Here is a 15,386-nt window from a genome sequence, read left to right as displayed (position 1 = left end):
GCACACACCCACTAAAAAAACATTCAGAGAAACTGTAGAAGACACCATGAAAGAAATTCAAAGAAAAATAACACTTGTGAAAGCCTTTTTTAATGAACCAAATGTCGCCTATCCTAAGTAATAGTTAGTAAAGTTAAGATCAAGGTTCAAAAGGCGAAGAATTATTAGCACAAAAGCTTAATCATGGCGGTGAACGGATGTGTTGAAATATCATCCGTTCTTGAACTTTTGGTACTTTTCTTTCAAGAGAAAAGTACAGGAAGAAATCGTTGTTATCAGAGAGTAAAGAAAGTAACAAAAAGATAAAACGAAAACCATTCGTTTCCCAATCTGTTGATCCACACCAATCAAAAAATATTATCCATCTAATTCCGGTTTGTGAAGACGCAAACCGGTAGTAATCTTTAAACTGCGTGCAATACCCATTCAACAAACTTTCCCTGCCTATTCGCCGCACTGGCAGGAAAGCTATGCAGAAACGGGGCACCTGGGATGCATCCGCTCATAAGTTTCACTTTATATAAAGCTTATTTTGCCTTACTTTGCCGGCATACAATTGGCCGGGTGTTTGATGTTATGAAAATCGCAATAAAACATTTTCTTGTTATACTGGTTGCCTGTTTTGCTTTTACTGCGGCAAAAGCAGGCGATACTATTATTGTGCATAAAGATGCAAGGGTTGACCTGCTGGCCGAAAAACAGGCTGCTATTAATAAGGTAACCTCAAAAATGACGGCAGATGGTTTATTCAGGGGTTACAGGCTGCAGGTTTTAAACACCCGTAGCCGCGATGATGCTTTTAAATTAAAAGCCACATTGCTTGAAAATTTTCCTGACCAGAAAGCGTATGTTTCGTACCAGTCGCCTTATTTTAAAGTGCGTATAGGCAATTTTGTGCAGCGGGCAGATGCGGAAAATTTTAAAAAACAATTAAGCTTATATATATCCAATCCTGCTTATGTTGTTGATGATGTGATTGAATACATTCCACAGGCCGGACAGTTTCAATAAAGCAGATGTATGCTTCCTCAAACAATAAAAGAATTAACCAAACAATATGCGCCAGTGATGCTTGAAATAAGGCGTCATTTGCATGCGCACCCTGAATTAAGTTTCCAGGAATTTAAAACCAGTGAATATATTGGCGAACAGTTAAAGCAGTGGAATATATCTTTTGAAAGGGTGGCAGGCACCGGGCTTGTAGCCCTGCTGGAAGGCAAAAAGCCTTCATCGCGCATCATTGCATTGAGGGCCGATATAGATGCGCTGCCTATTACCGAAGAAAATGAGGTGCCGTATAAATCGCAGAATAATGGCGTTATGCATGCCTGCGGTCATGATGTGCATACCACCTGCCTGCTTGGCGCCACAAAGATTTTAAATGAGTTGCGCAGCGAATGGCAAGGCGCCGTTAAAATTATTTTTCAGCCAGGCGAGGAAAAAAATCCCGGCGGCGCCAGCATCATGATAAAAGAAGGCGTGCTGGAAAACCCAAAGCCGCAAGCCATTCTTGCCATGCATGTGCACCCGGGATTGCCAACCGGCAGGCTGAGCTTTCGCGGCGGCCTTATTATGGCAAGCGCCGATGAAATTTATATAACCATTAAAGGCAAGGGCGGGCATGCCGCATCGCCCCACTTAACCGCTGATACCATTTTAATTGCATCGCAGATAGTGGTAAGCCTGCAGCAGGTTGTAAGCCGCAATGCCAACCCGTTTACGCCTTCTGTATTATCCATTTGCAGCTTCAATGGCGGGTTTACAACCAATGTAATTCCTTCGGAGGTAAAGCTGATGGGCACATTCAGAACCATGGATGAAACCTGGCGTTATAAAGCGCATGCGCTTATCAGGAAGCAGGTAGTTGAAATTGCGGAAGCCATGGGCGCCGAAGCAGAAGTATTGATTGATGTGGGTTATCCGGCTGTATATAGCAATGAGGCGATTACAGAAAAAGCAAGTATGCTGGCGAAAGAATATTTTGGCGCTGAAAATATTGAAGAAACGGAAATACGCATGGGCGCTGAAGATTTTGGTTTCTATGCGCAAAAGATACCCGCCTGTTTTTACAGGGTTGGTGTGCGCAACGAGCACAAAGGAATTGTGCATAATGTGCACACGCCAAAGTTTAATGTAGATGAAGAAGCGCTGCAAAACGGCGCCGGCATAATGGCCTGGCTTGGCATGAATTTGCAGCCTTAATTCAGTTAGCTTTGCAAATACGGTACAATTTTTTATATTGATTAATCATCTGAACCGGTAATACTATGATAGGACGACTTCTCAGCCACATAGGAAAATATCTTTTAATGTTAAAGGGGATGTTTACCAGGCCTGAAAACTTTAAAATGTACTGGAAGGAATTTATGCACCAGGCTGCTGAAATAGGTATTGGATCTTTGCCCATCGTTGCCATTATTTCCATATTTCTTGGCGCTGTAACCACCGTGCAAACAGCCTACCAGTTGGTAAGCCCGTTAATTCCCAAGGCAACCATCTCTCAAATAACAAGAGATACCATTATACTCGAACTATCCCCAACGCTGGTGTGTATTGTGCTTGCCGGTGTTGTAGGCAGTAAGATTGCAAGTGAGCTGGGCAACATGCGTGTGAGCGAGCAGATTGATGCGCTTGAAATTATGGGCATTAATACCCGCAATTACCTCATTTTCCCTAAAGTGCTGGGCGCTTTGCTGGTTATCCCTGCATTAATTGTTATTTCTATGACACTGGCAATCTGGGGTGGCCGCGTTGGCGGCAGCATGTCCGGCATTCTTTCAGCAGAAACATTCGATGTGGGATTAAGGCAAAGCCTTAATCTCGGCAATATACCTTTTGCCATGTATAAGGCATATACATTCGCCTTTATCATCAGCACCATCGGCGCTTATTATGGCTACTATGTAAAAGGTGGTTCTTTTGAAATCGGCCGCGCCAGCACCACGGCTGTAATAGTAAGCTGTATATTAATCCTTTTGGCCGATTACCTGCTGGCAGCCCTGCTTCTTTAAAGCAATACGAATATTGTTGTTTTATTAAAAAGAATATTCAATAATCAACAACTCAATACGCAATGTTCAATTGCAAACATTCGCAAATTGTTTATTGAATATTTCCAATAAACCTTGGATAACAACATTGGTTACAGTATATAAATTATGACAGGAAGTAACAAACAATGCAATCACCCAAAAAATTAATTTTGGAATTATAATCATCAATCGTTTTATATTTGCAGCCCAATGAATAATCTTTCTTCCATGTGTTGTTGTATGTGTAACATATCTTTTAGGAGAAGGATATTCTATTGTAATTAACAACAGGAATAAACGAATAAAAAAAAGCCTTCTCTATAACCAGGGAAGGCTTTTTTTATTGGCAACAACCACACTAAACAAAACAGGTATGACCGTAGAACAAATAACCGACAGGATCAAAATCTATAAACAACTTGGGCTAAAGCTGTTTACCACTTCTTCTTTTCAAACACACAGCACTGTATTGCTGCATATTTTAAGTAAAACCGATAACAGCATACCGGTTTATTTCATTCACACAGGCTACCATTTTCCGGAAACATTAAGCTACCGTGATGAGATTGCGAGGCTGTTTGGCTTAAACCTGGTTAATGTTTATTCTGCAACCGCCAAAATAAACCAGCGCGATGCGAACAACAGGTTATTATTCGCCAGCGATCCGGACCTGTGTTGCCATTTAAACAAAGTAGTTCCGCTGGAGCCCATTCTTGCACAATACGATGTTTGGATAAATGGCGTGCGTGCAGACCAGGGCGAGGTGCGCAAGAATTTTAAGGTGGAAGAAAAAGCCAGGCTTGGCACCATACGCTTTCATCCTATGCTTGACTGGACGAGCAAGATGATATATGATTACCTGCGCGAACATAAAATACCGCATCATCCGCTTGAAGACAAAGGCTACTTCAGCATTGGCTGCGAGCCATGCACCCGCAAGTGGGATCTTAATAATATGGACGGAAGAAATGGCCGGTGGTTCGGCCTTAAAAAAACCGAATGCGGATTGAATACAGAGCTCGTGGAAAAATAATCATTCCTGATCTTTTTAAAGCTATCAATAACAACAATAAGAATTTAAATGAATGTACTTATTACTGGCGGCGCCGGCTACATAGGCACCGAACTGGTTTACACGCTTGGAGAATTACCAGAAGTTGAAAACATAATTGTGTATGATAATTTAAGCCGCGGCAACTATAACCTCTTCATCGGCCATAAACCCACTTCACCAAAAGTTAAGTTTATACCGGGTGAAATTCTTGATTCACGCAAGCTGCGCAGCACTTTAAAAAACGTGGATGTGGTGCTTCATCTGGCTGCAAAAGTTACAACGCCATTTGCCAATACAGACGGGCATATTTATGAGCAAACCAATCACTGGGGAACAGCGGAGCTTGCTTATGCACTGGAAGAAAGCAATGTAAAGCAACTGGTATTTTTAAGCAGCACGGGCGTTTACGGCAATACCGTAACGCCTGCCACGGAAGCATCAGAAACGCAGCCGGATAATTTTTATTCAATATCGAAGCTTCGCGCAGAGCGGCATATAAAACGCCTGGAAGATAAAATTAAGACCATCGTCATACGCCTCGGTAATGTGTATGGGTACAGCAAAAGCATGCGCTTTGATGCGGTAATAAACCGCTTTATGTTCGATGCGCATTTTACAAACCGCATCACCATAAACGGAACGGGCAGCCAGCACCGGTCTTTTATACATATCAATAAAACCACTGCAGTGCTAGCCAGGTTATTAACGACCGATGTTCCTGCAGGCACTTATAACCTTTCAGATAAAACATTAAGCATTCTTGATATTGTAGATGTAATGAAGAATGTATATGAAGACCTGGAATCATTCTTCATTAACCAGAATTATACCGGCCCAAACCTGGAAGTGGAAAGGCAGTCAAAGCTGCTTGAATACATATCACTGCCCGAAAGCGATCTGGAAGACGAACTGAAAGAATTCAGGTCAAGGTTTACGTTTTATTCTGTATAAACCAGGGTGCAGATGAATGGCGCTTTACTTTGCCATCATTTCAGCCTCTTTTAGGTTATCGCTTTCAATATTGCCATCGCGCAGGCGCACAATGCGTTTGGCATATTCAGCAATATCTTCTTCATGCGTAACCAAAACAACGGTGTTGCCGGCGGCCTGTATCTGGCCAAATATTTCCATTACTTCTGCCGAGGTTTTGGTATCAAGGTTGCCTGTAGGTTCATCTGCGAGCAATAAGGAGGGGTTGTTTACCAGCGCCCTGGCAATGGCCACGCGCTGAATTTGACCGCCACTCATTTCATTGGGTTTATGATGGCTTCTTTCTTCCAGCCCCACTTTTTGAAGCGCCAGCATGGCCCTTTCTGTGCGTTCTTTTTTGCTTATGCCGGCATATATTAAAGGCAATGCCACGTTTTCTGCGGCGGTTAAACGCGGCAATAAATTAAACTGCTGGAACACGAAGCCTATTTCGGTGTTGCGCACTTCTGCGAGGTCATCATCCGGCATTTTGCTTACATCTTTTCCATTCAGGATATATTGCCCCGAGGTGGGCGTATCAAGGCAGCCGAGAATATTCATCAGGGTGCTCTTGCCGCTGCCGCTCGGCCCCATCAATGCCACATATTCATTGCGCTCAATAGTAAGCATAATGCCTTTTAATACTTCGATGGAATTATGGCCCATGAAATATGTTTTGCGAATGTGCTGAAGTTCTATAACCGGCTGCATAACTACGCTGTTTCTTTTTTAATGACCTTTGGCACTTTAATAAAACCGCCGCCGGAAACCGGGACATTCAGCAGGGCTTCTTCTTTTGTAATGGTTTGCCTTACCTCATCTTCCCGCAATACATTTACCGCTTCTGTTATATGCAATAAGGGCGCTGTACCGGAAGTGTCAACTTCTTTCAGCTTTTCTACAAACCCTATCATGCTTTCCAGGTCGCTTTTCAGTTCCTTTTTTTCTTCTTCAGAAAATTTTAGCTTTGCGAGAACTGCAAGACGATCAATCATTTCAGACGTAATTTCCATCCGGCAAAAATATAGTTTGTGGTTGAGCTAAACAGTTTAAAATGGTAGAAACGGTTAAAATCCGGTTTGGATTAAATTGCAGAAAAAAAACCAAATATTTATATTGCAAACTTAAAATCCTTCTATGCTAAGGGAGACCGTTCGCATATTTGTGGTTGACGACGATGAGATATACGCTGCCAAATTAGCTTATTATTTATCGCTTAACCCGGAATTTGAGGTTAAGAAATTTTACACTGCCAAATCACTGAATGCGTCGCTGCACGAAAAACCGGATATCATCACGCTTGATTATTTTATGCCTGATATAAAGGGTGATTCTTTGCTTATGCAGATAAGAGAAGTATCGCCTGAAACGCAGGTGATTATTATTTCAGGACAGGAAGATATACAGGTTGCCATTGATCTTTTTAAAAAAGGCGTTCATGATTACATTGTAAAAGATGCCGGTACGGAGCAAAGGCTCTGGATGGCCATTCAAAACCTGAAAGAAAATTTTGCGCTTAAAAAAGAAGTGGAAAATTTAAAGCAGCAGGTAGAGCGCAAATACAATTTCCAGAATATAATCATCGGCAACAGCAGTGCTATCAAGAAAGTTTTTAATCTTATGGAAAAAGCGGCTGCCACCAATATTACCGTTTCCATTACCGGTGAAACAGGAACGGGCAAGGAACTGGTGGCAAAAGCCATTCATTTTAATTCTGAGAGAAAGAAGCACCCGTTCGTTCCGGTAAATGTGGCGGCCATACCCAAAGATTTGCTGGAGAGCGAATTATTTGGGCATGAGAAAGGTTCGTTTACCGGCGCAGCCAACCGGCGCATAGGCAAGTTTGAAGAGGCACATAACGGCACATTATTTCTCGATGAAATTGGAGAAATGGATATAAATTTGCAGGCGAAACTATTACGTGCCCTTCAGGAAAAAGAAATTACCCGCATTGGCAGTAATGAAATTGTGAAAACTAACGTCCGTATCATCGTGGCCACACACCGTAATTTAAAAGAAGAAATCATAAAAGGAAACTTCAGGGAAGACCTCTATTACCGCCTGTTGGGCCTGCCTGTTGCCTTGCCGCCGCTACGCGAGCGTGATAATGATATTTTACTGATAGCCAAGCATTTTACTGAACAGTTTTGCAAAGAAAACGGGCTTGGGAAAAAATTACTGTCGCTCGATGCCAAACAAAAGCTTCTGACCTACACTTTCCCCGGGAATATAAGAGAGATAAAATCCATTATAGAGCTGGCTTGTGTGATGGCCGATGGGGAAGAAATAAGCGCAGATGACTTGCAAATACATTTTACGCCTGTGAAAGTAAACCATTCTAAAAATGGTAATTATACTTTAAAGGAATATACCATTAAATTAATTCAACAGTACCTTGATGAATATGATTATGATGTATTGAAAGTAGCCGGCAAATTAGATGTTGGCAAATCAACCATATACAGAATGATCAATAATTACGGGCTGAAAACCGAAAAACGAAAAAACAATGCCTGATGTAGAAAAACTGTATGACACGGCACTTTTAATTCGCACCCACAATGCCGACGAAGAATTTGTAAAATTCATGGCTTCCCTTTTTGTGCAGCACATGCCGGAAAGCAACGCCGGCCTTGAAAAGGCCTGTGCAGAAAGCAACTGGGAAAAAGTTTACTTTTTCGCACATAAAATGAAAGCCAGTATTGACCTCTTTAACCTGGAACCGGTTAAAGACCTTATCCGTAAAGTGGAACAGCGTGCCCTGAAGTTTACACAAACCGATCTTATTCGAAAAGATGTTACATTCATATCCGGTTATATCGGACAATGCATTGCCGCCATGAAGATGGAATTTGAGCTGGAGTAAGCTCTTTGCAACGTGCTCTCTGTTTTACGCAACTCCCTTTTAATGCCTTCCCGTTAGCTTGTGCCGATGGCATACCTGCCATGAATGATACATCATTGCAACGGGTAATAATTTTTTTCGTGGCCGGAAGTTTAAAAAATAATAATCTTTGATGCATTGGATTAAATGCATAAGATGAATACTAACGAATTTTCCGGGCATGCTGCCATAGTTACGGGTGCCGGGCAGGGCATTGGTTTTGAAATAGCAAGGCAGCTCTGTATAAAGGGTGCATCTGTTTTAATAAACGACATTAATGAAGCGCTGGTTAATGATGCTGCTGCAAAAATCGCCAGGCACGGCAATTGTATTGGGTTGGCCGGCGATGCTGCTGACCCGGCCTTTATTCAATCAATGGTGGATAAAGCAGCAAATGAATTTGGCAGGCTCACCATTGCCATTGCCAATGCCGGCATTACTTTATTCGGCGATTTTTTTGAATACAAACCGCAGCATTTGCAGGCGGTAATGAACCTTAATATTGGCGGCAGCTTTTTGCTTGCCCAGGCTGCGGCCAGGCAAATGAAACTGCAAAACAGCGGCGGCAGCGTTTTGCTCATGTCTTCTGTAACGGGGCACCAGGCGCATAAAAACCTGGCAGCTTACGGCATTACAAAAGCGGCGCTTGAAATGCTCGCAAAAACTTTGGTGATTGAATTATCGCCACATAATATTTCGATCAATGCCATTGCCCCCGGCGCTACCCTTACCGAGCGCACAAGTGAAGACAAGGATTATGTAAACACCTGGAGCCGCATTACGCCAATGGGCAAACCTGCAACGGTTGAAGATATTGCCAATGCGGCGTTGTTCATGGTTTCGCCAGCATCAAGGCATATAACCGGGCAAAGCTTGATTATTGATGGCGGATGGACGAGCGTAAGCCCTTCGCCGTATTGATGAATCAGTATAGTTTTGTTTTAAATTTTTAATAAATATGCTCAGATTAGACAACAAAATTGCCATTGTAACCGGCGGCGGAAGCGGCATAGGAAAGGCTATTTCAAAATTGTTTGCACAGCAGGGCGCCACCGTTTGCATAATTGATATTAATGAAGACAGTAAAACTGTGGCGGATGAAATAAATGCAGCAAAAGGCAAATCGTTTTTTTACAAATGCAATATTTCCAGCCAGGCTGATGTAAAGGATGCGGTTGCCGCTATTATACAACAACATGCAATTATTGATATTGTAGTAAACAATGCGGGCATAGCGCATGTGGGCACAGCCGAAAATACATCGGCGGAAGATTTTGAGCGGTTATTAAACGTAAATATAAAAGGCGTGTATAATTGCCTGCATGAAGTAATTCCGTTTATGAAACAAAAAGGCGGCAGCATTGTGAACATGGCTTCTGTGGCGGCGTTGGTTGGCCTGGTTGACCGTTTTGCCTATTCCGCCACCAAGGGCGCTGTATATGCCATGACGCTTTCTGTGGCGAAAGATTATTTGCCTTATAACATACGCTGCAACAGTATTTCTCCCGGCCGCGTGCATACGCCTTTTGTGGATGGTTTTCTGGCGAAAAATTACCCGGGCAAAGAAGCGGAGATGTTTGACAAGCTTTCCAAAACGCAACCTATCGGCCGCATGGGCAGGCCGGATGAGATTGCACAACTTGCTTTATACCTATGCAGCAACGAAGCATCGTTTATAACCGGCTGTGATTATCCGATTGATGGCGGCTTTGTAAAGCTGAACACGTAGCTCTATTGAAAGTTCACGAGTTTACAAGTTCCAACAGTTCACAAGTTAACCGCATAAACAGCGTAACATTCAACTTTAAACCTTAAACTTTAAACAACAGGTGAACCCGTGAACTATTGAACCTTATCTAACCTTCCTCCCCTTCCATTTATATGTACCGAACGTGCCAAGCCAGCCGGAAATAACGGTATATAAAATGTGGAAAGGCTGCATAAGAACAAATAAAAACAGGAGCCGCTGCAAGGAATAAAATCTTGAGACTTTATACATAAAAGGCATTTCAAGCAATGCCTTGGCAAGAATAAATGACAACCATATTAAAAATAATTGCGGCCTGAAAAAACAGGCAATAAATAATATCCCTAAAAAAAGGTTTACAAAATAAACCAGCAGCAATACCCGGAAAACACGCTTGTCTTTATAGCTGGTGGCCTTGCTCGCCCAGCGTATGCGCTGGTTTAAAAAGCTTTTAAGATCGGGCATGGGCGGCGTGGTTACAATAACCTCATCGCTGAATAAGTAGCCGATATTTTCGGGATACTTCATTTTTATTTTATGCATCAGCAGCATATCATCGCCACTGGCAATATGATCGGCATTTTTAAAACCATCCACTTCATAAAAAACTGTTTTTTTATAGGCGAGATTAGCGCCATTGCACATGCTGTGCGCGCCTGCATAAACCGATGCCGCCGTTATGCCCTGCAGGCTTAGAAAATCAAGGCATTGAAAAATATCAAGAAAAGAATTATTGCAGGTAAACATTACAGGCGCAGCCACAAAAACGCGGTTGTTTTTCTGAATATAAGCGTTGAATAAATGCAGCCAGCCTTTCGGCACAATACAATCTGCATCGGTTGTAATAATCCATTCATGCTTACTTTGTGCAATGGCCAGTTCAATCGCTCTTTTCTTATAGGAATTAATGGTTTCGGTAATTATCTTTTTTAAGCTGATGATATGAATGTTTGCATACTTCGCCTGTAACCGATGAACAATTTCAGGCGTCCGGTCTGTTGAAAAATCATCCGCCACGATTATCTCAAATAGATTTTCAGGGTAATTATTATTGAGGATGGAACGAATGCAGTTTTCAATATTATCTTCTTCGTTGCGTGCCGGGATAATAACCGTAAACCCTGTTGCCGGCTTTAATACGGCGGCCTTAAAAACCTTCAGTTTACCAAACCAATACAAATAAAGGTTTATGAGTAAAAGATAAAGGCAAAGAAGCAGGGCAGTGATGTAAATGAAATATGTAAGCAACTGCATATAGCCCGCAAAGAAAACTACAATCAGCCATTCAGCAATGCAGCAATTTCATTTGCATATTTTTCTTTCATCATCTGGTGGCCTGCATGTATGATTTTTATACTGGTATTTTTTGCCTGCCTGAAGACAGCAGCACGCTTGCTGAGGATGATACGATCATATTCGCCAAATAAAAAATTCAGTTGAATATTATTTTCATCACACAATTGTTTTATATGCTGAAGATTGGGCTTAAACCTGCGCATAAACGTCCAGCGCTTATACAAAAGCATCCTTTCCTCCTCTTCATCCAGATAATAATGTATAAATTTTACAATGCTTTTATTAAGCAGGTTTAGTTTGTCAGCTACATTCACCGCTTTAAAAAACCAGCCGGGGTGGTTCATCGTGTAGGCAAAAGCTTTGTTGCCAAAACGCGTTTGTGTTGTCAGCCAGTACCAGGTATTCTGATGCAAACCATCGGGCGCCGCCAATACAACACGTTTAATTTTACCCGGCATCTTCTCTGTTAAATGCATGGCTGCACGGCCACCCATGCTGTATGCCAGTAAGGAGAATTTTACATCATCCTGATGTATCAGCTTCATAATTGCAGCCAGGTCTTCCGGCATAAATGGAGACGCTTCGTTCCATTCCGTTTTACCGTGAAAAGGAAAATCAATGGCATATAAAGTATAAGCATCACTAAGTTTTTTATTAAGGAAAGCAAATGAATATCCGTTTTCTCCGTATCCATGGAAACAGAATAATGTTTTGGGACCATTACCAAAAACATAATAATGAATAAGAGAAGCTTTATATGCCAGGAAATGATGCTGCATGAAACGCTTTACATCTTAACAGAAAAATTTATTTTGAAACCGCTGATAATGGGCTAAAGATATATAATTTTGAAATAGTTGCATAAACAACTATTGTTGTGTCAATGATGAATTGTCGTATTTAACGTGCTTAGTGAGTGGCCAGTTGTGCGTGTGTCCTGCAAGTGCTTACTATGCACTACTGGCAACCTACACTTAACTTAACACTATATGCCGGTAAACCAGTTTAAGCGGGGAGAATTATACAGCGTTATTAACGGAATGGCCAGCACGGCTGTAGCAAGGCGGTTGCAAAAAAACCTTAGGAGTGCGGGCATTGATATTACAATAGAACAATGGACCGTATTGTATCATTTATGGAAAGAGGATTGCTTAAGCCAGCAGGAGCTCTGCAACCGCACGTATCGCGATAAGCCAAGTATAACAAGACTGGTTGATAACCTGGAAAAGCAGAAATTATTAAAACGATCATCGCATAAAAATGATAAGCGTATTAACCTTGTTTGTTTAACCGATGCCGGAAAAGCCTTGCAAAATGTAACGCTTGAACTGGCGAATCAAACTATGGACGAAGCATTGCAGGGCGTAAATAAAGATGAAATAGAAATTGTAAAACGCGTGTTGCAGCAGGTGTATGATAATTTGAAATCCCCCATCCCCTGAAGGGGGTTAAGTGCATGAAACTTTTAAAAGCAGGCATTTATGCGACGGATTGAACAGCGGGCTAAAGCGGAATAGCGGTACCTGCAGTACAAGGGAGTGATCCGCCGTGGCGGACTGCCATGAAATGCCGCAGCCTGTAACAAAAAAATATTGCGGCATTCATTGAGACAATAAAAAGATATAATGACCGAAATAAATACAAAAGCTTGTAACAAAATATTTATCAATAAAACAATCACCATGGAAGCTGTTGAAAACAAAACCATATTAAAAGGCGGCGAATGGCTTATTAAAGAAAGCAGCGCCAACGATATTTTTATTCGTGAAGACTTCAGTGAAGAGCAGCAAATGATAATGGATATGTGCATGCAGTTTGTGCAAACGGAAGTGCTGCCCATTATTGACCGTATTGATAAACTGGAGCCAGGCCTTATGCGATCGCTGCTGGTGAAAGCCGGTGAGCAGGGCTTATTAAGCACTTCTTTTCCGGAACAATATGGCGGGCTTGCCAAGGATTTTATTACATCTACCATAGTTAATGAAGGGCTGGGCAATGGCTTTTCATTTTCAGTGGCCATTGCAGCACATACGGGCATTGGCTCGCTGCCGATTTTATATTTTGGAACGGAAGATCAGAAACAAAAATATATTCCAAAGCTTGCCAGTGGTGAATTCATCGGCGCTTATGGTTTAACAGAACCAAACAGCGGCAGCGATGCGCTTGGCGCCAAAACTTCGGCACGTTTAAGTGAAGACGGGAAATATTATTTGCTGAATGGTCAGAAATGCTGGATAACCAACGGTGGTTTTGCCGATGTTTATACAGTGTTTGCCAAAGTGGATGGTGATAACCTGCCTGCCGGCAAGGCAGGATTCACCGCCTTTATTGTGGAGCGCGGTTTTAAAGGTTTTACGCAGGGCCCTGAAGAACATAAAATGGGCATTAAAGGTTCTTCCACTGTACAATTATATTTCCAGGATTGCAAAGTGCCCGTTGAAAATGTATTAGGTGAAATTGGCAAAGGCCATATCATCGCTTTTAATATTTTAAATATCGGCAGGCTGAAGTTATGTGCTGCGGCAAACGGCGGCTCTAAAAGCGCCCTCAATATGTCAGTGGAATATGCCATTAACCGCGAACAGTTTAAAACATCCATTTCCAATTTTGGCGCTATAAAAGAAAAGCTTGCCACCATGGCCATTAACCTGTGGGCGAGCGATACTGCATTATACAGAACGGCTGCGTTAATTGAAGAAAAGCGGGAAGAACTGGAAGCCTCAGGCAAAACACATGAACAGGCTTTGCTTGGCGCTGCCGAGGAATATGCCATTGAATGCGCTATATTAAAAGTGTTTGGCAGTGAAGTATTGGACCTGGTGGCCGATGAAGGCGTGCAGATACATGGCGGTAATGGTTTCAGCGATGAATACCTGATATCAAAAGCTTACCGCGACAGCCGCATCAACCGTATTTATGAAGGCACCAATGAAATTAACCGGTTACTTATTCTGGATATGACGTTAAAACGTGCCATGAAGGGAAGGCTGGATTTGATGGGCCCTGCCATGTCGGTTGCAAACGAGTTGATGAGCATTCCTGATTTTGGCGATGAAGATGAAACATTATACGATGAACAGAAAAAATATATTATCAATTTTAAGAAAGCCATTTTAATGGTGGCAGGCGCAGCTGTGCAGAAGCTGATGATGAATATAGATAAAGAGCAGGAAATACTGATGCATATTGCTGATATGGCCATTGATACCTATCATGCAGAAAACTGTTTGCTGCGACTGATAAAGCTTACGGAAAAGAATGGCGAAGCTGATGTTGCCATTTTGAAAGATATTGTTGATTGCTTTATTTATGATGCCGCCGACCGCATTAATAAAAAAGGCAAGGACGCTTTGAATGCTTTTGCCGAAGGTGATGAATTACGCATGATGCATATTGGCTTAAAAAGATTTACCAAAGTGCAGCCATATAATTCTAAAGCAGCGAAAAGAAGGATTGCGGATAAGATGATTGCGGATAAGCAGTATGCGTTTTAGGGACTTTAATAAATTAGCGCACAGAGCAAAGGAGTTAGCAGAGGAATAGAATATCTCTGTTGGCTCTGCGTTCTCTGTGCGGCAATATTGAAAATTAGCATTACACCGATGCCAGTAACACCTGCCACGCTTCATCAACCTTACCTGCATCAAGCAATTGTTTTGCATAATAATGTAATTCTGCTTCCATCTCGTCCAGGCTCACGGAATAATACTGAATGATGTTTTTCAGTTGCTCATCTTCAAACGAGGCATCAACAAAAGGTATTTCTTTTACATTGGCTAACTGTGCAAGATGATTGCCGGTTAATATTTTACTGGTGCGGATGGTTGCAGGTAAGCCATCAATGCCTATCCCTAAATCCCTTACCAGCCTTATCACTTTAAAAAGATTCGTTGCATCCACTTTACAATACCAATCGCCGCCAAGCCTTGCCACGTGCTGCAGTTTGTTTTGATCAATAGCAGAACCATCTTCAATTAAAATACTTTCATCCACATGCATGCATATAACTTCTGCGATGATTAATTGCCCGGAACCACCAATATCGCCAAGGCTTTTTATTTCAGGCACTTTGCACTCCATCTGCACTTTGGCTTCTTTAACACGAAATGGTTTTATATAAAGCGATGGTAATTTTGTAAAACCGGCTTTTATAAATTCATCTGTACCTTTTGCATATTCCGTGCTGGCAAGGTTTATCTGTTGCACCATATCATAATCACAAATATTAATAACCACTTCCGGCACCTCGCATATATTTTCGAATGTATGTTTATGCGTATTATTCCCTCCTCTTTTCACCGTTGAAAAAATTACAACAGGCGGATCGTAAGAAAAAAGATTAAAAAAGCTGAACGGGCTAAGGTTTGCATTGCCATCTTTATCAACCGTGCTTGCCAATGCAAT

16 protein-coding genes are annotated in these 15,386 nt (G+C 41.9%); 11 read left to right on the top strand and 5 right to left on the bottom strand.

The features are described 5' to 3' along the window. Positions 1 to 576 precede the first annotated feature (576 nt). From QM629_RS13255 to QM629_RS13235, 5 genes are all read left to right on the top strand, one after another. A complete protein-coding gene (locus QM629_RS13255; protein ID WP_415160361.1) occupies positions 577 to 1,011 on the top strand; it encodes an SPOR domain-containing protein in 435 nt (144 codons plus the stop codon). Positions 1,012 to 1,020: 9 nt separating this feature from the next. Then, positions 1,021 to 2,202 carry a M20 metallopeptidase family protein gene (locus QM629_RS13250; protein WP_415160360.1) on the top strand — a complete coding sequence of 394 codons (1,182 nt, stop codon included), beginning with the start codon at positions 1,021 to 1,023 and terminating at the stop codon, positions 2,200 to 2,202. 107 nt (positions 2,203 to 2,309) lie between these two features. Beyond that, positions 2,310 to 3,011 carry an MlaE family ABC transporter permease gene (locus tag QM629_RS13245; RefSeq protein WP_415160359.1) on the top strand — a complete coding sequence of 234 codons (702 nt, stop codon included), beginning with the start codon at positions 2,310 to 2,312 and terminating at the stop codon, positions 3,009 to 3,011. Positions 3,012 to 3,405: 394 nt separating this feature from the next. After that, positions 3,406 to 4,065: a phosphoadenylyl-sulfate reductase gene (locus QM629_RS13240; protein WP_415160358.1), complete on the top strand. Its 660-nt coding sequence runs from the start codon at positions 3,406 to 3,408 to the stop codon at positions 4,063 to 4,065. A 48-nt stretch (positions 4,066 to 4,113) separates the two neighbouring features. Continuing rightward, positions 4,114 to 5,037, top strand: a complete 924-nt coding sequence (locus QM629_RS13235) for an NAD-dependent epimerase/dehydratase family protein (protein ID WP_415160357.1) — start codon at positions 4,114 to 4,116, stop codon at positions 5,035 to 5,037. Positions 5,038 to 5,061: 24 nt separating this feature from the next. On the opposite strand, the gene QM629_RS13230 is transcribed toward QM629_RS13235, so the two are convergent. Together QM629_RS13230 and gatC are read right to left on the bottom strand one after the other, a co-directional pair. After that, the gene (locus QM629_RS13230) at positions 5,062 to 5,766 is read right to left on the bottom strand and encodes an ABC transporter ATP-binding protein (RefSeq protein WP_415160356.1); all 705 of its coding nucleotides are present in this window, start codon (positions 5,764 to 5,766) and stop codon (positions 5,062 to 5,064) included. Between the two features lie 2 nt (positions 5,767 to 5,768). Beyond that, positions 5,769 to 6,068: an Asp-tRNA(Asn)/Glu-tRNA(Gln) amidotransferase subunit GatC gene (gene gatC, locus QM629_RS13225; protein ID WP_415160355.1), complete on the bottom strand. Its 300-nt coding sequence runs from the start codon at positions 6,066 to 6,068 to the stop codon at positions 5,769 to 5,771. Positions 6,069 to 6,192: 124 nt separating this feature from the next. On the opposite strand from gatC, the gene QM629_RS13220 reads away from it, so the two are divergent. The 4 genes from QM629_RS13220 (at position 6,193) to QM629_RS13205 (ending at position 9,668) form a co-directional block, all read left to right on the top strand. Then, positions 6,193 to 7,572, top strand: coding sequence for a sigma-54-dependent transcriptional regulator (locus tag QM629_RS13220; RefSeq protein WP_415160354.1), 1,380 nt, complete (start codon positions 6,193 to 6,195; stop codon positions 7,570 to 7,572). After that, positions 7,565 to 7,921 carry an Hpt domain-containing protein gene (locus QM629_RS13215; RefSeq protein WP_415160353.1) on the top strand — a complete coding sequence of 119 codons (357 nt, stop codon included), beginning with the start codon at positions 7,565 to 7,567 and terminating at the stop codon, positions 7,919 to 7,921. Before QM629_RS13220 ends, QM629_RS13215 begins: the two co-directional genes overlap by 8 nt. Positions 7,922 to 8,095: 174 nt before the next feature. Then, positions 8,096 to 8,860 (top strand): SDR family NAD(P)-dependent oxidoreductase, encoded by a 765-nt coding sequence (locus tag QM629_RS13210; protein ID WP_415160352.1) that lies wholly within the window; start codon positions 8,096 to 8,098, stop codon positions 8,858 to 8,860. 37 nt (positions 8,861 to 8,897) lie between these two features. Then, positions 8,898 to 9,668: an SDR family NAD(P)-dependent oxidoreductase gene (locus QM629_RS13205; protein WP_415160351.1), complete on the top strand. Its 771-nt coding sequence runs from the start codon at positions 8,898 to 8,900 to the stop codon at positions 9,666 to 9,668. A gap of 123 nt (positions 9,669 to 9,791) precedes the next feature. On the opposite strand, the gene QM629_RS13200 is transcribed toward QM629_RS13205, so the two are convergent. Beyond that, positions 9,792 to 10,865 (bottom strand): glycosyltransferase, encoded by a 1,074-nt coding sequence (locus tag QM629_RS13200; protein ID WP_415160350.1) that lies wholly within the window; start codon positions 10,863 to 10,865, stop codon positions 9,792 to 9,794. Positions 10,866 to 10,963: 98 nt separating this feature from the next. Continuing rightward, a complete protein-coding gene (locus QM629_RS13195; RefSeq protein WP_415160349.1) occupies positions 10,964 to 11,761 on the bottom strand; it encodes an alpha/beta hydrolase in 798 nt (265 codons plus the stop codon). A 210-nt stretch (positions 11,762 to 11,971) separates the two neighbouring features. Between QM629_RS13195 and QM629_RS13190 the strand changes: the two genes are divergently transcribed. Next, on the top strand, positions 11,972 to 12,424 hold the full coding sequence (locus QM629_RS13190) for a MarR family winged helix-turn-helix transcriptional regulator (RefSeq protein WP_415160348.1): 453 nt from the start codon (positions 11,972 to 11,974) through the stop codon (positions 12,422 to 12,424). Between the two features lie 183 nt (positions 12,425 to 12,607). Continuing rightward, a complete protein-coding gene (locus tag QM629_RS13185; protein WP_415160347.1) occupies positions 12,608 to 14,476 on the top strand; it encodes an acyl-CoA dehydrogenase family protein in 1,869 nt (622 codons plus the stop codon). 100 nt (positions 14,477 to 14,576) lie between these two features. On the opposite strand, the gene QM629_RS13180 is transcribed toward QM629_RS13185, so the two are convergent. After that, the coding region (locus QM629_RS13180) for a flavin reductase family protein (protein ID WP_415160346.1) at positions 14,577 to 15,386 on the bottom strand (810 nt) is incomplete at its 5' end.

The sequence above is a fragment of the Parafilimonas sp. genome, from assembly GCF_047606085.1.
In the GTDB taxonomy this organism is placed as follows: domain Bacteria; phylum Bacteroidota; class Bacteroidia; order Chitinophagales; family Chitinophagaceae; genus Parafilimonas.
The sequence above is the reverse complement of the archived record's forward strand: the minus strand, read 5'-3'. Positions and strand labels throughout refer to the sequence as shown.